General features: G+C 54.6%; 23 protein-coding genes. 5 read left to right on the top strand and 18 right to left on the bottom strand.

Annotated elements, in window-relative coordinates; genetic code table 11:
- Positions 1 to 61: 61 nt before the first annotated feature.
- On the top strand, positions 62 to 1612 hold the full coding sequence (gene mltF / locus VF709_RS05085) for a membrane-bound lytic murein transglycosylase MltF (protein ID WP_013098308.1): 1551 nt from the start codon (positions 62 to 64) through the stop codon (positions 1610 to 1612).
- Here the strand turns inward: mltF and tadA are convergent.
- Genes tadA through murQ form a run of 4 tightly spaced genes read right to left on the bottom strand, consistent with a single transcriptional unit; the run spans position 1500 to position 4971 of the window.
- Positions 1500 to 2039 carry a tRNA adenosine(34) deaminase TadA gene (gene tadA, locus VF709_RS05090; protein ID WP_032618416.1) on the bottom strand — a complete coding sequence of 180 codons (540 nt, stop codon included), beginning with the start codon at positions 2037 to 2039 and terminating at the stop codon, positions 1500 to 1502. The genes mltF and tadA overlap by 113 nt on opposite strands.
- Before the next feature lie 24 nt (positions 2040 to 2063).
- Entirely contained in the window at positions 2064 to 2699 is a 636-nt protein-coding gene (yfhb, locus tag VF709_RS05095) for a phosphatidylglycerophosphatase C (RefSeq protein WP_095455392.1), read from the bottom strand.
- Positions 2700 to 2702: 3 nt separating this feature from the next.
- The gene (locus VF709_RS05100) at positions 2703 to 4064 is read right to left on the bottom strand and encodes a PTS transporter subunit EIIC (RefSeq protein ID WP_020690049.1); all 1362 of its coding nucleotides are present in this window, start codon (positions 4062 to 4064) and stop codon (positions 2703 to 2705) included.
- Between the two features lie 13 nt (positions 4065 to 4077).
- Entirely contained in the window at positions 4078 to 4971 is an 894-nt protein-coding gene (gene murQ / locus VF709_RS05105; RefSeq protein WP_013098312.1) for an N-acetylmuramic acid 6-phosphate etherase, read from the bottom strand.
- 118 nt (positions 4972 to 5089) lie between these two features.
- Here murQ and VF709_RS05110 point away from each other — a divergent pair, with 118 nt between their 5' ends.
- Together VF709_RS05110 and VF709_RS05115 are read left to right on the top strand one after the other, a co-directional pair.
- The gene (locus tag VF709_RS05110; RefSeq protein WP_149896168.1) at positions 5090 to 5938 is read left to right on the top strand and encodes a MurR/RpiR family transcriptional regulator; all 849 of its coding nucleotides are present in this window, start codon (positions 5090 to 5092) and stop codon (positions 5936 to 5938) included.
- Between the two features lie 56 nt (positions 5939 to 5994).
- Positions 5995 to 6255 (top strand): YfhL family 4Fe-4S dicluster ferredoxin, encoded by a 261-nt coding sequence (locus VF709_RS05115; protein ID WP_008502177.1) that lies wholly within the window; start codon positions 5995 to 5997, stop codon positions 6253 to 6255.
- Here the strand turns inward: VF709_RS05115 and acpS are convergent.
- The 12 genes from acpS to rseD form a co-directional block, all read right to left on the bottom strand.
- Entirely contained in the window at positions 6252 to 6632 is a 381-nt protein-coding gene (gene acpS, locus VF709_RS05120) for a holo-ACP synthase (protein WP_149896167.1), read from the bottom strand. The two genes, VF709_RS05115 and acpS, sit on opposite strands and share 4 nt — an antisense overlap.
- Positions 6632 to 7363 (bottom strand): pyridoxine 5'-phosphate synthase, encoded by a 732-nt coding sequence (gene pdxJ, locus VF709_RS05125; protein ID WP_013098315.1) that lies wholly within the window; start codon positions 7361 to 7363, stop codon positions 6632 to 6634. The genes acpS and pdxJ overlap by 1 nt, the downstream gene beginning before the upstream one ends.
- 75 nt (positions 7364 to 7438) lie before the next feature.
- Positions 7439 to 8146, bottom strand: a complete 708-nt coding sequence (gene recO, locus VF709_RS05130) for a DNA repair protein RecO (RefSeq protein ID WP_013098316.1) — start codon at positions 8144 to 8146, stop codon at positions 7439 to 7441.
- Positions 8147 to 8163: 17 nt separating this feature from the next.
- Positions 8164 to 9069: a GTPase Era gene (era, locus tag VF709_RS05135; protein ID WP_013098317.1), complete on the bottom strand. Its 906-nt coding sequence runs from the start codon at positions 9067 to 9069 to the stop codon at positions 8164 to 8166.
- A complete protein-coding gene (rnc, locus tag VF709_RS05140; protein WP_003860711.1) occupies positions 9066 to 9746 on the bottom strand; it encodes a ribonuclease III in 681 nt (226 codons plus the stop codon). Before rnc ends, era begins: the two co-directional genes overlap by 4 nt.
- 222 nt (positions 9747 to 9968) lie before the next feature.
- Positions 9969 to 10943: a signal peptidase I gene (lepB, locus tag VF709_RS05145; RefSeq protein ID WP_013098319.1), complete on the bottom strand. Its 975-nt coding sequence runs from the start codon at positions 10941 to 10943 to the stop codon at positions 9969 to 9971.
- 15 nt (positions 10944 to 10958) lie between these two features.
- On the bottom strand, positions 10959 to 12758 hold the full coding sequence (lepA, locus tag VF709_RS05150; protein WP_013098320.1) for a translation elongation factor 4: 1800 nt from the start codon (positions 12756 to 12758) through the stop codon (positions 10959 to 10961).
- 185 nt (positions 12759 to 12943) lie between these two features.
- The gene (rseC, locus tag VF709_RS05155; RefSeq protein WP_038420411.1) at positions 12944 to 13420 is read right to left on the bottom strand and encodes a SoxR-reducing system protein RseC; all 477 of its coding nucleotides are present in this window, start codon (positions 13418 to 13420) and stop codon (positions 12944 to 12946) included.
- A complete protein-coding gene (gene rseB / locus VF709_RS05160; RefSeq protein WP_013098322.1) occupies positions 13417 to 14370 on the bottom strand; it encodes a sigma-E factor regulatory protein RseB in 954 nt (317 codons plus the stop codon). Before rseB ends, rseC begins: the two co-directional genes overlap by 4 nt.
- Positions 14370 to 15020 (bottom strand): anti-sigma-E factor RseA, encoded by a 651-nt coding sequence (rseA, locus tag VF709_RS05165; protein WP_114519211.1) that lies wholly within the window; start codon positions 15018 to 15020, stop codon positions 14370 to 14372. The genes rseB and rseA overlap by 1 nt, the downstream gene beginning before the upstream one ends.
- A 31-nt stretch (positions 15021 to 15051) precedes the next feature.
- Positions 15052 to 15627 carry an RNA polymerase sigma factor RpoE gene (gene rpoE, locus VF709_RS05170; RefSeq protein ID WP_006176728.1) on the bottom strand — a complete coding sequence of 192 codons (576 nt, stop codon included), beginning with the start codon at positions 15625 to 15627 and terminating at the stop codon, positions 15052 to 15054.
- Positions 15624 to 15704 (bottom strand): rpoE leader peptide RseD, encoded by an 81-nt coding sequence (gene rseD / locus VF709_RS05175; RefSeq protein ID WP_225368419.1) that lies wholly within the window; start codon positions 15702 to 15704, stop codon positions 15624 to 15626. Before rseD ends, rpoE begins: the two co-directional genes overlap by 4 nt.
- Positions 15705 to 16053: 349 nt before the next feature.
- Between rseD and nadB the strand changes: the two genes are divergently transcribed.
- Positions 16054 to 17673: an L-aspartate oxidase gene (nadB, locus tag VF709_RS05180; protein WP_114519210.1), complete on the top strand. Its 1620-nt coding sequence runs from the start codon at positions 16054 to 16056 to the stop codon at positions 17671 to 17673.
- Here nadB and trmN read toward each other — a convergent pair.
- On the bottom strand, positions 17658 to 18395 hold the full coding sequence (gene trmN, locus VF709_RS05185) for a tRNA(1)(Val) (adenine(37)-N(6))-methyltransferase TrmN (protein ID WP_058678280.1): 738 nt from the start codon (positions 18393 to 18395) through the stop codon (positions 17658 to 17660). The two genes, nadB and trmN, sit on opposite strands and share 16 nt — an antisense overlap.
- Before the next feature lie 132 nt (positions 18396 to 18527).
- On the opposite strand from trmN, the gene srmB reads away from it, so the two are divergent.
- Positions 18528 to 19856 carry an ATP-dependent RNA helicase SrmB gene (gene srmB, locus VF709_RS05190; protein ID WP_149896166.1) on the top strand — a complete coding sequence of 443 codons (1329 nt, stop codon included), beginning with the start codon at positions 18528 to 18530 and terminating at the stop codon, positions 19854 to 19856.
- A 53-nt stretch (positions 19857 to 19909) separates the two neighbouring features.
- On the opposite strand, the gene grcA is transcribed toward srmB, so the two are convergent.
- Positions 19910 to 20293 carry an autonomous glycyl radical cofactor GrcA gene (grcA, locus tag VF709_RS05195; RefSeq protein WP_013098327.1) on the bottom strand — a complete coding sequence of 128 codons (384 nt, stop codon included), beginning with the start codon at positions 20291 to 20293 and terminating at the stop codon, positions 19910 to 19912.
- Positions 20294 to 20595: the final 302 nt, after the last annotated feature.

A 20595-nucleotide genomic window follows, 5' to 3' on the forward strand; every position in this document is an offset into this window, starting at 1 on the left:
ACCTTATTTTTAACATGGCTACAGCATACTAAGGCAACCGGCGTCGCAGAGAATTAACTAATTGAAAAAATTAAAGATTAATTATCTGCTCATCGGCATTGTAACGTTGCTGTTGGCAGTGGCCCTCTGGCCTTCCATCCCCTGGTTCGGCAAAGCCGAAAACCGTATCGCCGCCATTCAGGAGCGGGGGGAGTTGCGTGTCAGCACGCTTAACTCTCCGCTGATTTACAGCGACATCAACGGCAAAACCATCGGTCTGGACTATGAGCTGGCTCAGCAGTTTGCCGATTACCTCGGCGTGAAGCTCAAAATCACCGTGCGCCAGAACATCAGCCAGTTGTTTGATGACCTGGATAACAACGATGCCGATATCCTCGCCGCCGGGCTGGTGTACAACAGCGAGCGCAGCAAGAATTACCAGCCGGGCCCGACCTATTACTCCGTTTCACAGCAGCTGGTCTATCGCGTCGGTAGCCTGCGCCCGCGTACGCTGGCCTCGATCAACGCTCAACAACTGACGATTGCCCCTGGCCATGTGGTGATTGACGATCTGCGTGAGCTGAAGGAGAAGAAATACCCTGACCTGAGCTGGACCGTTGACCCTAAACTCGGCACGACCGAGCTGCTGGACCAGGTCAAAGATCAGAAACTGCCTTACACCATCGCCGACTCCGTGGCGATCAGCCTGTTCCAGCGCGTGCATCCTGAAATCGCCGTGGCGCTGGACGTGACGGACGAACAGCCCGTGACCTGGTTTACCCATCTTGATGACGATCAGACCCTCTCTGCGGCCATGCTCGATTTTTATAACACCATTAATGAAGACGGCACCCTGGCACGCCTGGAAGAGAAGTACCTCGGCCATGGTGATGACTTTGACTACGTTGACACCCGCAGCTTCCTGCGCGCGGTAGACAGCGTCCTGCCTGACCTGCAGCCTCTGTTCGAAAAATATGCGCAGGAGATTGACTGGAAACTGCTGGCGGCTATCTCGTATCAGGAGTCCCACTGGGACACCCAGGCCACCTCCCCCACCGGCGTGCGCGGCCTGATGATGCTGACTAAAAATACCGCGCAGAGCCTCGGGCTAACCGACCGTACCGATGCGGAACAGAGCATCAGCGGCGGCGCGCGCTACCTGCAGGATATGATGGCCAAAGTGCCCGAGACGGTGCCGGAAGAAGAGCGTATCTGGTTCGCGCTGGCCGCCTACAACATGGGCTATGCCCACATGCTCGACGCCCGGGCCCTGACGGCAAAAACAAAAGGCAACCCCGACAGTTGGTCTGACGTAAAACAGCGTCTGCCGCTCCTGAGCCAGAAGCCGTGGTACAACAAGCTCACCTACGGCTATGCGCGCGGGCATGAGGCTTATGCCTACGTGGAAAATATTCGTAAATATCAGATTAGCCTGGTGGGGTATCTGCTGGAGAAGGAAAAAGAGGCGACAGAGGCGAAACAGCTGGCGCAAAGCTATCCGGTTGTGGCACCGGACGAAATTAATCGTCCGACGACTTCAATTCTGCCTTTTGTTGCTTTTTCTGCTGACGGCGCATTCGAAAGAAATCACTTAATAGCCCCGAACACTCTGGTGCAAGCACCCCACCGATAGTCTTCACCTGATGGTTCATTCCCGGGTGTCCAAGCACGTCCATCAGCGAGCCCGCAGCACCGGTTTTTTCATCCCGCGCGCCAAAGACCAGCGTACCGATACGACTGTGCACCATCGCGCCGGAACACATGACGCATGGCTCAAGCGTGACATACAGCGTGGTGTCGAGCAGACGGTAGTTTTGCAGTACCAGCCCACCCTGACGAAGCGCCATGATTTCTGCGTGAGCGGTAGGATCGTGGCGACCAATCGGGCGGTTCCACCCTTCTCCAATCACCTGGTTGTTATGGACAAGCACCGCACCCACGGGCACTTCTCCCTCGTCCCAGGCGCGCCGGGCAAGGGTGAGCGCATGGCGCATCCAGTATTCGTGTGAGAATTCAGGGTTGGACAACGGTTGATACTCCAGTCGAAAAGCGGGCGGCATTATACACACCCGCTATGGATAAAACTATTCGAGTTGCTGAAGTTCACCCGCAGGCGTGACGCGCCAGCGGTGCTGGCAAAAATAGAGCAGCGGGTTGTCCTGCTTACTGTCACTGTAACCGCTATACAGGCGCAGCGGCGTGCCAATGCGCATCTCCAGCTGGGCCACCTTTTCATGCCCCAGACAGCGCATGCTCAATACCCACCCGCCGTAACCACGAGAGATCTGCGTGGCGATCAGGTTCACTCTCGGCAACCACGGCGTATCAAAATAGACCTGCTCTACCAGCGACTGCGGCGAGCCGGTAATCAACCAGATATCGGCGTCGTTCGCATCGAGGTAGCTGGTCAGCCGTGCCTGCACAACCGGAAACGCCGTCACATGATCGCGAAACCAGTGCGCAAAGTCTTGCTCAAGCTGTTTGAGCCGGGCTTCACTGTGGCCGAAGGTACAGCCCCAGAGCAGCAGGCTCATTGGCCAGCGCGCTGCCCGGCCTTTCACCAGCAGCGCAAGGCCAATCAGGGGTAACAAAGGTAAGACGAGCAGTGCGTTCAGGGGCTGACGCCGCAGCAGGTAGCGCATAAACGTACCGAACATATCCTGCTGATGTAGCGTTCCATCCAGGTCGAAAAAGACAACACGACGCTCGTGATTAGCCAAACCTTACTCCTCTGGGTCGTTGAATCCTGCCAGCCAGGTAAACAGGAACCCGGCGATCACCGCTACCAGATAGCCTAACAGATAGAGCATGACTTTTCCGGTCACGATGGTGAGCGCCAGCGGTAAACCGGAGAGACCAAAGGTGATAACAGTGGCAACTTTCCAGTAGCTGATTAGCGCCCCGCCCACCGCCCCGCCCAGACAGGCCGCGAGAAAAGGCTTACCGAGCGGCAGCGTGACACCAAAAATCAGCGGCTCGCCAATGCCCAGCAATCCAACCGGTAGCGCCCCTTTAATCACTTTTTTCAGGCGCGCGTTACGGGTTTTCATCAGCACGGCAATCGCCGCACCAACCTGACCTACCCCCGCCATCGACAGAATGGGCAGCAGCGCGTTATAACCATGAGCCTGCACCAGCTCCACGTGGATCGGCACCAGCCCCTGATGCAGGCCGGTCAGCACCAGCGGCAGGAAGGTCCCTGACAGCACAGCGCCCACTAATAACCCGCCGCGATCGATAGCCAGAGAAGCGCCGTGGGCAATCACCTCAGAGATCCAGCCGCCCAGCGGCTGCAGGGCCACAATCGCCACACAGCCGGTGATAAGCGTGGTCAGCAGCGGATTGAGGATCAGCTCAATGGAACCGGGCAGAGCGGCGCGCAGCTTTTTCTCAATCCAGCACATCAGGATGACCACCAACAGCACCGCAATCACCCCGCCGCGCCCGGGCTGGAGAGCCTCGCCAAACAGGGTTATCTGCGCAAGCTGCGGGCTGGAGAGAATACCGGCCATCACCCCGCCCATCGCCATTGAGCCGCCAAACACTTTGGCGGTGTTAACCCCAACCAGAATGTTCATGATGGCGAAGACAGCGCTACCAAAGATCCCCAGAATGCCGAGCAGGTTCGGATAGTGCGTGGCAAAATCGCCGACAATATCCGGCCGCTTGAGGATATTGATGATCCCGGTGATCAACCCGGAGGCAATAAACGCCGGAATAAGTGGAATAAAGACGTTTGCCAGCTGTCGCAGCGCATCGCTCATGGGGGCTTTGTATTTGGCCTTTGCCTGCGCTTTGGTGCGCTCGGCATCGTCAACCGGCACGGCCGCCCCTCCGCCCATCAATGCGCGCATGGCATCAACGACCTGCGCCGCTTTTCCCGGCCCGACGATCAGCTGATGCTGCTGCCCCTGCTTTACGTATCCGCTGACGCCAGGAAGCTGCTTAAGGTGCGCGATATCAAGCTGGTCGTCGTCATGCACCTCGACGCGCACACGCGTCATGCAGTTTTCCAGACGCTGAATGTTCTTCTCTCCGCCGATCCCCTGCAAAATATGGCTGGCGAGCGCTGCTGTTTTTTCCATACACGCCTCTGTGTTAGTTTTCTAATGCCGCCCGTAAGAATCCATTATGCTCGGCAAGCCTGGCTCGCGCGGCGGCGGCATCCAGCCCGCTCAGGATCATCAGAATGGCCGGTTTCACATCGTGATCGGTTTGTTTGAGTACGGCTTCCGCCTCTTCGCGGCTCGCACCGGTCGCTTCCATTACCATGCGACAGGCCCGGTCCACCAGCTTGACGTTGGTGGCCTGCATATCCACCATCAGGTTCTGATACACCTTACCGAACTTCACCATCGCGCCGGTGGAGATCATATTGAGCACCAGTTTTTGCGCGGTCCCGGATTTAAGGCGCGTGGAGCCGGTGAGCGCTTCGGGCCCGACAACCGGCGAAATAGCGATGTGGGCCACCTGCGCAATGGGCGAGCCTGGATTACAGGAGATAGCCACGGTAGTGCAGCCCGTCTGATTGGCATATTCCAGGCCACCAATGACGTAAGGTGTGCGCCCGGAAGCGGCCAGTCCGACCACCAGGTCGTTTGCGTTGAGGTTAAGCCCTTTCAGGTCATCTTCACCGAGCTGTTTGTTGTCTTCCGCCCCTTCTACCGCCTTCAGCAGTGCGCCAGGCCCACCGGCAATGAGACCGACCACTAGCCCGTGCGGAACGCCGAACGTTGGCGGACATTCAGAGGCATCCAGCACGCCGAGTCGTCCGCTGGTTCCGGCACCCATATAAATAATGCGGCCCCCCGCCTTGAGCGCCTGTGCCGCAGCATCGACGGCCTTTGCCACCTCTGGTAATGTCTCTTTCACTGCCAGTGCGACCAGCGTATCCTGTTGATTAAAACGGTTAACCAGCTCAAGGGTGGAAAGAGCATCCAGATCCATGGTTTGCGGGTTACGCGTTTCTGATACAAGTGAGCCAAGATTCATCTTTTTTACCTCTGGAATTTTTAATTCATAATAATCGCACTATAATGGAATATAAAATTCATTCAGGCGAGCAAAATTCGTATTTGCGCAGACAATCACATTTTCGCCAGGAGAACGTATGAACTGTTTAATTCGCATTCGCCAGCGTTATGCAGGCTTTGCTCAAAGCGACAAAAAGCTGGCGGATTTTTTGCTTTCTCAGCCCGACCATGCCCGCCATCTCAGCTCTCAGCAGCTGGCAAGTGAAGCGGGTGTGAGCCAGTCCAGCGTGGTGAAGTTTGCCCAGAAGATTGGCTTTAAGGGCTTCCCGGCACTGAAACTGGCAATCAGCGAAGCCCTGGCGAGTAACCCCAATCCGCAATCCATGCCAGTGCATAATCAGATCCGTGGCGATGATCCCATGCGTCTGGTGGGCGAGAAGTTGATCAAAGAGAACGTCGCGGCCATGCACGCCACTCTCGATGTCAACACTGAAGAAAAATTACTGGAAAGCGTGGCAATGCTGCGTGCGGCACGACGGATCATTTTGACCGGCATCGGCGCGTCCGGGCTGGTGGCGCGTAATTTTGGCTGGAAGCTGACGAAAATCGGGTATAACGCCATCGTCGAACAGGATATGCATGCCCTGCTGGCGACAGTGCAGGCCATGGATCCGGACGATCTGCTGCTGGCGATCTCCTATACCGGGGAACGCCGTGAAATCAACATGGCCACCGACGAGGCCCTGCGTGTGGGTGGTAAAATTCTGGCTATTACCGGTTTTACGCCCAATGCACTGCAACAGCGGGCAACGCGCTGTTTGTATACCATTGCCGAGGAGCAGGCCACGCGCAGCGCGGCTATTTCGTCCACCAGCGCGCAAATGATGCTGACGGATCTGCTGTTTATGGCGCTGGTGCAGCAGGATCTGGAGCATGCGCCTGAGCGGATTCGTCACAGCGAAGAGCTGGTAAAAAAACTGGTTTGAACAACGAATGAGCGTATAATGCCCGCCCTGTTTGTGTTGTTTCTGAGAATTTCCTGATGGCGCTGTTAATCACCAAAAAATGCATCAACTGCGATATGTGCGAACCGGAATGCCCTAACCAGGCCATTTCGATGGGCGACAGCATTTATGAGATTAACAGCGACCGTTGCACCGAGTGCATTGGCCACTATGAAACGCCGACCTGCCAGAAGGTGTGCCCGATCCCCAATACCATCCTGAAGGATCCGGCACACGTCGAAAGCGAAGAGCAGCTGTGGGATAAGTTTGTCCTGATGCATCACGCGGACAAACTTTAACTCTCGATAATCACCGTTGCGCTGGCATAGTGCCGTTCATCCGCGATTGTCACGTGCATGTGCGCCACGCCGAGTTTCTCTGCCAGCTTCAAGGCCTCGCCCCATAAACGCAGGCGCGGCTTACCCAGCTCATCGTTAAACACTTCAAACTGGTTAAACGCCAGACCGTTACGAATACCGGTGCCAAAGGCTTTGGCCGCTGCCTCTTTAACGGCAAAGCGCTTGGCCAGGAAACGTACCGGCTGCTGATGCGCTTCCCAGATGGCCCATTCGTTATCGCTCAGCACGCGCCTTGCCAGGCGATCGCCACTACGGGCGATCACCGCTTCAATGCGGGCCATCTCGACGATGTCGGTACCTAAGCCCAGAATAGCCATTACTGACGCGCTTCCAGCATCAGGCGTTTCATTTCTGAAACCGCCTCTTTCAGGCCACTCATCACCGCACGGCCAATAATGGCGTGGCCGATGTTCAGCTCATGCATTTCCGGCAGGGCGGCGATGGCTTTAACGTTGTGGTAGGTCAGCCCATGCCCTGCGTTAACCTTCAGACCCAGGCTCGCGGCGTAAGTAGCCGCTTTCGCGATACGCTCCAGCTCTTTAGCCTGCTCGGCATCGTTTTTGGCATCGGCGTAGCAGCCGGTGTGAATTTCAATATACGGTGCGCCCACGTCAGCCGCCGCTTTGATCTGCTCCGCATCAGCGTCAATGAACAGAGAAACCAGGATACCCGCGTCCGCCAGGCGTTTGCAGGCATCGCGCATTTTGTCACGCTGCCCCGCCACGTCCAGACCGCCTTCGGTGGTCACTTCCTGACGCTTTTCCGGTACCAGGCAGCAGAAATGCGGTTTGGTGTCACAGGCAATCGTCAGCATCTCTTCCGTGACCGCCATCTCCAGGTTCATCCGGGTATCCAGCGTCTGTCGCAGAATACGCACGTCACGGTCAGTGATGTGGCGACGGTCTTCGCGCAGATGAACGGTAATGCCATCGGCGCCAGCTTGCTCAGCGATAAACGCCGCCTGAACCGGATCGGGGTAAGCCGTACCGCGAGCATTACGCAGCGTGGCGATGTGATCGATGTTGACGCCTAACAGTAATTCAGCCATGACAATCCTCGGTATTTTGATTCATTTTCCTTCCCTCTCTCCCTCCGGAAGAGGGCTGGGGTGAGGGATAAAACGTTATCGTTTCGGCATAAACTGCCTGAACAATTCGCGGCTCTTCAGGGGTTTGCCCCCAAGATACGGCTTGAGCGCAATCCGGGTAAAGCGTTTTGCTGCACGAAGGGTATCCTGGTCCGGAAATTCGCGCTCATACAGCGCCCGGAGCTGGCGTCCGGTAAAGGTGTTGTTATCAATCACGACGCTGGCGATAAACCCTTTTTCTTCCCGATACCGGTAGGTCATCCCGTCTTCGACCTCGTCTCCACTCCCCGCACAATGCAGAAAATCGACGCCATATCCCAGGTGCCCCAGCAGCGCCAGCTCGAAACGGCGCAGGGCGGGTTCAGGCGAACCGGTTGCGCCAGCAAGGGCCTGGATACAGTGCAGATAATCGAAGAAAAGTTCAGAGAAGCGAGTCTCATGTTCAAGAACGCGTGAAATGAGTTCATTGACGTACAGACCGCTGTAAAGCGTGATGCCAGAAAGGGGAAGCGCCAGAGAGACGGCTTCAGCGCTGCGCAGGGTTTTGACTTCCCCACGCCCGCCAAAGCGGACCAGCAGCGGCGTAAAGGGCTGTAAGGCGCCTTTGAGGTTGGAACGTTTGGAACGTGCGCCTTTTGCAACAAGGCGCACGCGACCCGACTCTTCCGTGAAGACGTCCAGCATCAGGCTGGTTTCGCTCCAGGGACGACTATGCAGAACAAAAGCGCGCTGCCAGCCTTCCATTTGCGCGTCGTCTTGGTTTACTGATCTTCGCCGTAACCGAGGCTGCGCAGAGCACGCTCATCATCGGCCCAGCCAGATTTCACTTTCACCCACAGCTCCAGGTGAACCGGTGCTTCAAACATCTCCTGCATGTCTTTACGGGCTTCGATACCGATGGTTTTGATCTTGGCGCCTTTGTTGCCAATGACCATCTTCTTCTGCCCTTCACGCTCAACGAGGATCAGACCATTGATGTCGTAACCGCCACGCTCGTTACTCTGGAAACGCTCGATCTCGACCGTCACGGAGTACGGCAATTCTGCGCCAAGGAAACGCATCAGCTTTTCGCGGATGATTTCAGAAGCCATAAAGCGCTGAGAACGATCGGTGATGTAATCTTCCGGGAAGTGGTGAGTCGCTTCCGGCAGATGCTTACGCACGATACCGGCGATGGTATCCACGTTCAGACCGGTCTCTGCAGACAGCGGAACGATGTCGAGGAAGTTCATCTGGCTACCCAGCCACTGCAGGTGCGGCAGCAGATCGGCTTTTTCCTGTACGTTATCCACTTTGTTGACCGCGAGGATCACCGGCGTTTTACCGTCACGCAGCTTGTTCAGGACCATTTCGTCGTCCGGCGTCCAGCGGGTGCCTTCCACAACGAAAATAACCAGCTCCACGTCACCAATCGAGCTGCTCGCCGCTTTGTTCATCAGACGGTTAATGGCACGCTTCTCTTCCATGTGCAGGCCAGGGGTATCGACGTAGATCGCCTGATACGCGCCTTCAGTATGGATACCGACAATGCGGTGACGTGTGGTCTGTGCCTTACGCGAGGTGATCGAAATCTTCTGCCCAAGCAGATTATTCAGCAGGGTGGATTTACCCACGTTCGGACGTCCGACGATGGCAATAAATCCGCAATAGGTTTTTTCTTCGCTCATTCCAGCTCCAGCATTTTTAACGCCTGTTCGGCGGCAGCCTGTTCAGCCTTACGACGGCTTGAACCTGTGCCCACCACCGGTTCACTCAGGCCACTGACCTGGCAATGGATGGTAAATTCCTGATCGTGCGCTTCACCACGCACCTGCACCACCAGATAAGATGGCAGCGGGAGGTGACGACCCTGCAAATATTCCTGCAAACGCGTTTTCGGATCTTTTTGTTTATCGCCCGGACTGATTTCATCCAGACGGGTCTGATACCAGTTCAGGATCAGTTTTTCTACGGTCTGGATATCGCTGTCCAGGAACACGCCACCGATTAATGCCTCAACCGTATCGGCAAGAATAGATTCACGACGGAAGCCGCCGCTTTTCAGTTCACCCGGCCCAAGACGCAGACATTCGCCCAGTTCAAATTCGCGTGCGATTTCCGCAAGGGTGTTACCCCTTACCAGCGTGGCGCGCATGCGGCTCATATCACCTTCATCCACACGCGGGAAACGATGATAAAGCGCATTAGCAATCACGAAACTCAAAATAGAGTCACCTAAAAATTCGAGGCGCTCATTGTGTTTGCTGCTGGCACTGCGATGGGTTAATGCCTGTTGCAACAGCTCCTGATGATGAAAAGTGTAGCCCAGCTTCCGTTGAAGCCGATTAATTACGATGGGGTTCATGCGATACCAATAAATGAATGCGTCAAAAATGCAGCACACGAAACCGACCTGAGAAAACCAACGCGGTTTCGTGTGCCGTGGCACCCTTGCAGGGCCAACCTTAAACTTCGGGGGAATATTCTATACACAACGACAGGGGATGTCGTTAGTTCGAAGAGATTTATCGCTGAAATAATTCACGTAGCCGCTAATTAAAGCGACTACGTGTTCAATTATTGAGAATTAATGGATCCCGCCAATACGATTCAGGCGTACCCCGGTCGGCCATTCGCCTTCCTGTTTCTCAAAACTCATCCAGATTGCGGTTGCTTTACCCACCAGATTCGCTTCCGGCACAAAGCCCCAGTAACGGCTGTCCGCGGAGTTATCGCGGTTATCGCCCATCATGAAGTACTGTCCCGGCGGTACGATCCAGGTGGCCAGCTGCTGACCTGGCTGTTTGTAATACATCCCGACCTGATCCTGCGCAATTGGCACGGTCAGGATCCGGTGCGTCACATCACCCAGCGTCTCTTTACGTTCGACCAGACGAATACCGTTCTCTTTGGTTTCATCTTTCGGCACCTGGAAGAAACCGTTGGTCGCTTCGCCGCCGTTACGACGGGCAAAGGTCTGCACAAAATCACTTGGCTCAACGTTTGAGTAGGTGATTGGCAGCGCGTTTTCACACGCGGTACCGGAGCTGCAGCCAGGCTGAACGGTCACTTCTTTGGCAACCGGATCGTAGGTGACTTTATCACCCGGCAGACCCACCGCGCGCTTGATGTAGTCAAGGCGTGGATCGTCCGGGTATTTAAACACCACAATGTCGCCACGTTTCGGATGGCCCGTTTCGATCAGCGTTTTCTGGTAGATCGGATCTTTAATGCCATAGGCAAACTTCTCGACCAGAATAAAATCACCAATCAGCAGCGTTGGCATCATGGAGCCTGACGGGATCTGGAACGGCTCGTAAATAAACGAACGCACCACCAGCACAATCGCCAGCACCGGGAATACCGATGCCCCGGTCTCCAGCCAGCCCGGTTTCGGGCCAACTTTCTTCAGGGTTTTCGCATCAAGCCCATCACCTGTGGCTGCCTGCGCGGCAGCCTGACGTTCACGGCGTTTTGGGGCGAAAATAAACTTATCCAGACACCACAACAGACCTGTCACCAGGGTAGCGATGACCAGGATCAGGGCAAACATGTTCGCCATGCCAACTCCTTAGGGTTATTTGCCGTCTTTACCAACATGCAGAATGGCAAGGAATGCTTCCTGCGGCAGTTCGACGTTACCGACCTGCTTCATACGCTTCTTACCTTCTTTCTGCTTCTGGAGCAGCTTTTTCTTACGGCTGACGTCACCGCCATAGCATTTCGCCAGAACGTTTTTACGCAGCTGTTTCACGGTAGAGCGGGCGATAATGTGGTTGCCGATGGCCGCCTGAATCGCGATATCAAACTGCTGACGCGGGATCAGATCTTTCATCTTCTCAACCAGCTCACGGCCACGGTACGGGGCATTGTCGTTGTGGGTGATCAGGGCCAGCGCATCAACACGTTCGCCGTTGATCAGCACGTCCACACGTACCATGTTCGAAGCCTGGAAGCGTTTGAAGTTGTAATCCAGTGACGCATAGCCACGAGACGTAGACTTCAGACGGTCGAAGAAGTCGAGAACCACTTCCGCCATTGGGATTTCGTAGGTCAGCGCGACCTGGTTACCGTGGTAAACCATGTTGGTCTGAACGCCACGTTTCTCCACGCACAGCGTGATAACGTTACCCAGATATTCCTGCGGCAGCAGCATATGACACTCTGCGATTGGCTCACGCAACTCATCGATGTTGTTCAGCGGCGGCAGCTTGGAAGGGCTGTCGACGTAGACGATCTCTTTGTTGGTGGTCTGCACTTCGTACACTACGGTCGGCGCGGTGGTGATCAGATCCAGATCGTATTCACGCTCCAGACGTTCCTGAATGATCTCCATGTGCAGCAGACCAAGGAAGCCGCAGCGGAAGCCGAAGCCGAGCGCCGTGGAGCTTTCTGGCTCGTAGAACAGCGAGGCGTCGTTAAGGCTGAGCTTGCCGAGCGCATCACGGAAGTTCTCGTAGTCGTCAGAGCTGACCGGGAACAGGCCGGCATAAACCTGTGGTTTCACCTTTTTAAAGCCTGGCAGCGCTTTTTCTGCCGGGTTACGCGCGCCGGTCAGGGTATCGCCCACTGGCGCACCGAGAATGTCTTTAATGGCACAAACCAGCCAGCCCACCTCGCCGCATTTCAGCTCGGTACGGTCAACCTGTTTTGGTGTGAAGATCCCGAGACGGTCTGCGTTATAGACCTGGCCGGTACTCATCACCTTAATTTTGTCGCCTTTACGCATGGTGCCGTTTTTAATACGCACCAGCGAGACAACGCCCAGATAGTTATCGAACCAGGAGTCGATAATCAGCGCCTGCAGTGGGGCATCCGGGTCACCTTCTGGTGGCGGAATATCACGCACCAGACGTTCCAGCACATCGGTAACGCCCACGCCAGTTTTGGCCGAGCAACGCACGGCATCGGTCGCGTCAATTCCGACGATATCTTCAATCTCTTCCGCCACGCGCTCAGGGTCAGCGGCTGGCAGGTCGATCTTGTTCAGAACCGGCACCACCTCAAGATCCATTTCCATCGCCGTGTAGCAGTTTGCCAGGGTCTGGGCTTCTACGCCCTGCCCCGCATCCACCACCAGCAGCGCGCCTTCACAGGCTGCCAGCGAGCGAGAAACTTCATAGGAGAAGTCAACGTGGCCTGGGGTGTCGATAAAGTTCAGTTGGTAGGTTTCACCATCAGCCGCCTTGTAATCGAGCGTGACGCTCTGTGCTTTAATGGTGATACCACGTTCGCGTTCCAGGTCCATGGAGTCCAGAACCTGGGCTTCCATTTCACGATCAGACAGGCCACCGCAAATCTGGATAATACGGTCAGACAGCGTCGACTTACCGTGGTCAATGTGAGCAATGATCGAAAAGTTACGTATGTTCTTCATATAGTTAAATAATTATGCCTTACGAATTCCTGGAGGCCGCTGTTCTTAGCCTGACGTTTTTCAGTGCGAAAACGCAGCATTCTACACTACATCTCCGTTACCTGGAAATGCACTTAGCGCCAGGTATAGCGTGAAGAAATGGTGTTTTCTTTTTTAAGATGTAAATGATGATAAAGCCCGATGGATCACCGGGCCTCAGAGGAGAGCGTCTCAACACGAAGTTGGTCTGGTGCCAGCCCTACGCTGAGAATAACAGGCTGCCACGCTTCGCGGGCTGCGAGCCTTGGGGAGAAACCTTTGGCAAGCCAGAAACCACCCACACCTCCCAATGCAGCGCCGCACATAGCCGCCGCATCGGTACCAAACAGCATCTGAAACACGCCGCCCATCACAAAGAGCCCCACCAGCGGGGAGAGATAAACCAGCATTGCGGAACCCAACAGGCTGCCTTCGGCAATGCCCAGTTCCACCTTCTGTCCTGCCACCAGCGGTTGCTCACTTGGCACGGAAAGCGTGTGCGAGGTTTGCGGCCCGAGCTTATTTAGCACGCGGCTGCCGCAACCCGCCCGGGATGCACAACTGTTACAGGAGGCCTTAACATCACAGCTTACCAGCGCAACACCGTCCTGCCATGATACAACCGTAGCCCACTCTTTAATCATTGTGCAGCCCTGAATTTGATGCTGTCAGAAATACGCTTCGCCGTTTGCGGGGGTAATTCGCCGACGATGGTGATCTCCGCGTTGTCGCGTACCGTGGTACTGACTGTTCGACGTCCGGTACGCAGCATTTGTTCGGCACTGTTTGCCGTCGCGCGATTGATGTTCACCGAGAAGCTGAACAAGCCATCGGAGTAGAGGCGCGATTCAACCGGCGTTTCAATGGTAGGCAGTTGTCGGCGGCTGCTTGATACTTCCGTAAAGCCTTGCGGGATCCAGGAAGGAACCCAGTTGAAATTCACGGAATCTCCCGCCGGAACGGAGAGCAGCGGCGGCAGGCTGGCTTTCGCCAGATTCTGCATGCTATTACCCACCTGATTATTGACGCTAAAGGAGATAACGCGGAACTGTTCCAGCGTTTCGCCATCGCGATCAAGCAGGTCTACACGCATTGGAAGCTTGGTTTCGGCATCAATCCAGACAATGTAGCTGTAACGCGTCCCGTCGCGGGCGACAACGCGGATCACTTCACACAATCTGTCAGCGATGCGCGTACGCCCTACCGAAATAAAATCGTAGTAAGGGGCAAGGCGCTTGAAGTCGGTGTAGATGAGCGATGGCAGAGAATCAACGATATAGTCGCCATTGAGGGTGAAAGGCTCAAGGCCTGGCTCGAAATAGCTGATTTCGTTACCACGCTGAACCACTTCCCGACGCGGGCCATCCATCTGTAAAAGTTGCGCGAGCGGCTGATTATCAAGACGGGCATGGCGATAGCGTAACGACTCGACGCCCTGCTTATTGATGCTGATAAATGCCAACTCGTAATTGAGTGACTGGCTGGCCAGATTCATTTGCTGCAACAACGCCCCGGATGAAACATCAGCCGAGGCGTTGGCAGAGAAGAACAGGCTACCCGCCATCAGAGACATGGCGAACCAAAGTTGCTTCATTACTGCGATTGCGTTCCTAAAGTTTGGTTTCCTGGCACCTGCACAGCAGCCTGCTGGGTTTGTGCCTGCTCAAACTGAAGCTGTTCTGAGTGCAGACGACGCTGCAACTCATAATCCTGCAACATCGCATTAATGCGACGGCGCTGCTCCTGAACCTGCTGTTGCTGACCGCCACTGGCGGAGGCATCAGCCGGTACACCCAAACTTACCGGGCTGGCTTTGCCCATCATCGGCAGTGTATTGAACACTGGCGCTTCTGGCTGCTGATTAGTTTCAGACTGAGTATTATAGTGCTGGACGCCAACGATAACTGCAAGCGATACGCATGCCGCCACACCCATTTGGGTAAGTTGACTGGCCCACGGACGCACCTTCTGCCAGAACGGCATTTTCTGCCACTGGTGTGGTGAAGGTTGAGCTTCAGGAATCAGCGGAGTGGTCTGATGAACAGGCTCATTCTCAATAGCCGCCATCACGCGGGCTGAGATATCGAAATGGATAACCTCGCTGGTGTCACCACGAAGGGTGTCACGGATGAGATGGTAACTCTCCCAGGTCTCTTGCATTTCGGGAGAATGAGACAACTCATTGAGCAGCTCACTATCCAGCGTTTCACCATCCATTAAAGCGGAAAGTTTTTCTTTCTGCATGCCTAATACCTTTTCCAGTATCCCGCTATCGTCAACGCCTGATAAGCGGTTGAACTTTATTATCAATAGCTTCTCGCGCACGGAAAATTCGTGAACGTACCGTGCCGACCGGACAATCCATGATAGCGGCTATCTCTTCATAGCTCAGACCATCAAGCTCCCGTAACGTAATTGCCATGCGTAAATCTTCCGGGAGCGACTCGATCGTGCGAAAAACAATTTGTCTCAGTTCTTCTGACAACATTAAGTTCTCAGGGTTCGAAATTTCTTTCAGCGCACCGCCACTTTCGAAGTTTTCGGCGTCGATTGCGTCCACATCACTTGAAGGCGGACGACGGCCCTGAGCGACCAGATAATTCTTTGCCGTATTGACCGCAATACGGTACAGCCAGGTATAAAAAGCACTATCTCCCCGGAACGAGTCCAGCGCGCGATAGGCCTTAATAAAAGACTCTTGTACAACATCAGGCACATCACCTGACGGTACATAGCGGGAAACCAGACTCGCCACCTTATGCTGGTAGCGCACCACCAGTAGGTTAAAGGCTTTCTGATCTCCCTTCTGGACCCGTTCAACCAGGACCTGGTCCGTTAACTGCTCGCTCATCCGAGGTAATGTCTCCCCAAACCAAAATTCCACGCGTTATCGAAACGCCACTCTACAAATCCCGCACTTTTGAGCAAGCACCGAGTTGGAGTGTCTATTCTTCAATAAGTTCCGTAACGCCTTTGTTTTTGTTCATCGCGTCACAGACTGTTTATTTTCTCTCATTATAAGTCTGTTCACGATACATACCCACTTTCTGACTTCAAACATCTCTTATCCGGTCAGAAGAGTAACGCAACCCAGGCTTTATTTCACCACAAAATCTGAAGCTAACGACCTGCTTCGCAAAATATTTTCCTTCTTTTACATGCCGGAAATCCGCGCATGCGCGTTTAGTCATTGCAACTGAGAATAAAAAAAACGTGCGATATCTCGCACTGAGGTGCTATTCTGCCCAAACACTGTTTAGTAAATTAAACAAAAATCATGAACACAACACCTGAACTACATTGTGATGTACTGATCATCGGTAGCGGCGCGGCAGGACTCTCGCTGGCGTTGCGTCTGGCTGAGCATCAGAGCGTAATTGTTCTGAGTAAAGGACCGATGAGCGAAGGCTCCACATTTTATGCCCAGGGCGGAATTGCCGCCGTGTTTGATGAAACAGACAGCATTGCGTCACACGTCGAAGATACGTTGATTGCCGGAGCCGGGATCGTCGATGAACATGCTGCGGAATTTGTCGCCAGCAATGCGCGTCACTGCGTCCAGTGGCTTATTGACCAGGGTGTACTCTTTGATACTCAGGTTCAGCCAAACGGCAAAGAGAGTTACCACCTTACCCGCGAAGGCGGACACAGCCACCGCCGGATCCTGCACGCTGCAGATGCCACCGGTAAAGCGGTGGAAACCACCCTGGTCAGCAAGGCGCTCAGCCATCCTAATATTCGGGTGCTTGAGCGCAGTAATGCCGTTGACCTGATTATTTCTGACAAAATCGGCCTGCCAGGCACGCGCCGGGTGGTGGGGGCCTGGGTCTGGAATCGTAACAAAGAAAAGGTCGAAACCTGTCAGGCGAAAGCCGTGGTGCTGGCAACAGGTGGCGCCTCCAAAGTATATCAATACACCACCAACCCGGACATTGCCTCTGGTGATGGTATCGCCATGGCCTGGCGCGCCGGGTGTCGTGTTGCCAATCTTGAGTTCAACCAGTTTCACCCGACCGCGCTGTTTCATCCGCAGGCGCGCAATTTCCTGCTGACGGAAGCCCTGCGCGGTGAAGGCGCGTATCTGAAGCGCCCGGACGGCTCACGTTTTATGCCGGACTTTGACCCGCGAGGCGAGCTCGCGCCGCGTGATATCGTCGCCCGCGCTATCGATCACGAGATGAAACGTCTTGGCGTGGATTGCATGTATCTGGATATCAGCCACAAACCGGCTGAGTTTGTCCGTCAGCATTTCCCGATGATTTATGAAAAGCTGCTCAGCCTTGGGATTGATCTGACGCGTGACCCGGTACCGATTGTGCCAGCCGCTCACTATACCTGTGGTGGCGTCATGGTTGACGATCATGGGCGTACGGATGTGGATGGTCTGTATGCGATCGGCGAGGTGAGCTATACCGGGCTGCATGGCGCGAACCGCATGGCATCCAACTCGTTGCTGGAGTGCCTGGTTTACGGCTGGTCCGCAGCGGTGGATATAACCAAACGCATGCCGTATGCCCGCCACGCTGAGCACTTACCAGCCTGGGATGAGAGCCGCGTGGAAAACCCGGATGAGCTGGTTGTGATCCAGCATAACTGGCATGAGCTTCGGCTATTTATGTGGGACTACGTTGGCATTGTACGCACGACGAAGCGTCTTGAGCGAGCCTTACGCCGTATCACCATGCTGCAGCAGGAAATTGATGAGTATTATGCCAATTTCCGCGTTTCCAACAATCTGCTGGAGCTGCGTAACCTGGTGCAGGTTGCCGAGTTGATTGTTCGCTGCGCGATGATGCGTAAAGAGAGTCGGGGTTTACATTACACCCTGGACTATCCCGACACGCTGCCTGAATCCGGCCCGTCGGTTCTCTCCCCGCAGCGTCACATAAACAGATAAAATGCCTGGGTCAGCGCAGTGTAATCTTCGGAGTAACGCTGGTCTGGCCCACGGATAACCATCCTGTCGTTAAAACATTCACCCTCTTTTGGCGAAAGCGCCAGCAAGACCCTGTGTGGTAACCGCCCTTCCGTATCCGAGATATCGGTACGCAGCCGTAAGTTCCAGCCCATCTCCCGTGCGATCTCAATAAAGGTATTGCCGGTGCTTTCGGGAAGAACCACGCAGAAGAACCCTTCTTCGGAAATTAAATTCGCCGCGCTGGTTAACAGGGCTTTATGATTGAGCGAACCGGTATAGCGAGCCTGTTCGCGCTCAGGCGTACCGCACTCCACGCCGGGCGCGTAGTAGGGAGGGTTACTGACAATCAAATCATAACGCGCCGTTTGCTCTGGCGCCCAGGCCAGTACGTCCGCGCATTCAACTTTTATTCGGGTTGCCCAGGGGGATTCGAGCGCATTTTCACTCGCCTGCCCTGCTGCCTGTGCATCCAGTTCAACCGCATCAATGGTGACATGTTCATCCGTGCGCTGAGCCAGCATTAATGCCAGCAGACCACTGCCGGTGCCAATATCCAGAATGCGCTTAACCCCTGCGACAGGCGCCCACGCTCCCAGTAGAATACCGTCTGTACCGACTTTCATGGCACAGCGATCGTGAGCAACAAAAAATTGTTTAAACGTAAAACCATCGCGGCGCAATTGCGCTTTGAGTTGAGACATGTCAGAGCAACCTTCTAAGTGAAACTGGAGTAGCATAGGGGAAAGCGAAGTGGCCGAAAAGCGATATCCATACAAACAGATGAAGATTACAGCCGTAACGTCTATAATCAGCGCCCCACACAGAGGTAGAACATGACTGTAACGACTTTTTCCGAACTTGAACTCGATGAAAGCCTGCTCAATGCACTTGAGAGCAAAGGCTTTACACGCCCGACCGCCATTCAGGCAGCGGCCATTCCGCCTGCACTTGAGGGCCGCGATGTGCTCGGTTCTGCGCCAACCGGCACGGGGAAAACAGCAGCCTACTTGCTGCCTGTGTTGCAGCACCTGCTCGATTTTCCTCGTAAAAAATCAGGCCCGCCGCGTATTTTGATCCTGACGCCTACCCGTGAACTGGCTATGCAGGTTGCCGATCACGCACGCGAGCTGGCAGCGAATACCCATCTGGATATCGCAACAATCACCGGCGGCGTTGCGTATATGAACCACGCCGAAGTGTTCAGCGAAAACCAGGATATCGTCGTTGCGACGACAGGCCGTCTGATGCAATACATTAAAGAAGAGAACTTTGACTGCCGCGCGGTAGAAACCCTGATTCTGGACGAAGCCGACCGTATGCTGGACATGGGCTTCGCGCAGGATATCGAACACATCGCCGGCGAGACGCGCTGGCGCAACCAGACAATGCTCTTCTCTGCCACCCTCGAAGGGGACGCGATCAAAGACTTCGCAGAGCGCCTGCTGGAAGATCCGGTGGAAGTGTCGGCAACGCCTTCTACCCGTGAACGCAAGAAGATCCATCAGTGGTACTATCGCGCGGACAACCTTGAGCACAAGGTTGAATTGCTCAAGCACCTGCTGAAGCAGGAAGAGGCCACCCGCACTATCGTCTTTGTGCGTAAGCGCGAGCGTGTGCATGAGCTGGCTGAAATGCTGCGTAATGCCGGGATTAACAACTGCTACCTCGAAGGCGAGATGGCACAGATCAAACGTACCGAAGGCATTAAGCGTCTGACCGATGGCCGCGTTAACGTGCTGGTGGCAACAGATGTTGCTGCTCGCGGGATTGACATTCCGGACGTCAGCCACGTGATCAACTTCGATATGCCGCGCAGCGGTGATACCTATCTGCACCGCATCGGCCGTACCGGCCGCGCCGGGCGTAAAGGTACAGCGATCTCCCTGGTTGAAGCGCACGACCATCTGCTGCTGCAGAAAATTGGTCGCTATATCGACGAGCCGCTGAAATCCCGCGTTGTCGATGGCCTGCGCCCAAGCACGCGTGCACCGAGTGAAAAAATGACGGGCAAACCGTCTAAAAAAGCACTGGCGAAACGTGCGGAGAGAAAAGAGAAAGAAAAAGAGAAGCCGCGCGTGAAGCAGCGTCATCGCGATACCAAGAATATTGGTAAACGCCGTAAGCCAAGCGGTACTGCGTCAGAAGCGAAAACTGAAGAGTAAAAAAAAGCCGGGAAATATCCCGGCTTTTTGTTCCACCCCCGTGGCTAAAAACCTTACAGGCTTTCAGTAAAGGTACGCGCGATAACGTCGCGCTGCTGTTCCGGGGTCAAGGAGTTGAAACGCACCGCGTAGCCAGACACACGAATAGTCAGCTGTGGGTATTTTTCAGGATGCTTAACCGCATCTTCCAGCGTTTCGCGACGCAGTACGTTCACGTTCAGATGCTGACCACCTTCAACACGCACTTCTGGTTTCACTTCCATTGGGATTTCGCGGTATTCAATTTCGCCCAGCTTATTAACTGGAACGATTTCATCTTCCGCAAAACCCGCTTTTGCTACCACACAGCGTGCTTCGTTTTTCTCGCTGTCCAGCAGCCAGAAAGAGTTGAGCAGATCGTCGTTTGCAGCTTTAGTAATCTGGATACCTGTAATCATGTGTTGCCTCCCTTAGGCTACATTAACTGGTGTCGGCCTTTCGCGGCCAATTGGTAAAACCATTGTTTCTTGTGTGTATATATATCATTCACACCCCAGTGATTTATTGATTTAAATCAACAAAATCACCAACCACACAAAGAGTGTGGTCTGGTTTTATTGTTTCAGATCAATTTCCCAGCCTTACCAATTCAAATCAATCTGTAATTTTTCAACCATAATTTAAGGAGTTAGGGCTAATTTCCGCATGGAATTTTGCACCGCAGGATTTAGCGGTTAAGCTAGGCGCAGAATGAGATTCG

The organism is Enterobacter sp. Lyrl_3 (assembly GCF_051948675.1).
Classification (GTDB): domain Bacteria; phylum Pseudomonadota; class Gammaproteobacteria; order Enterobacterales; family Enterobacteriaceae; genus Enterobacter; species Enterobacter cloacae.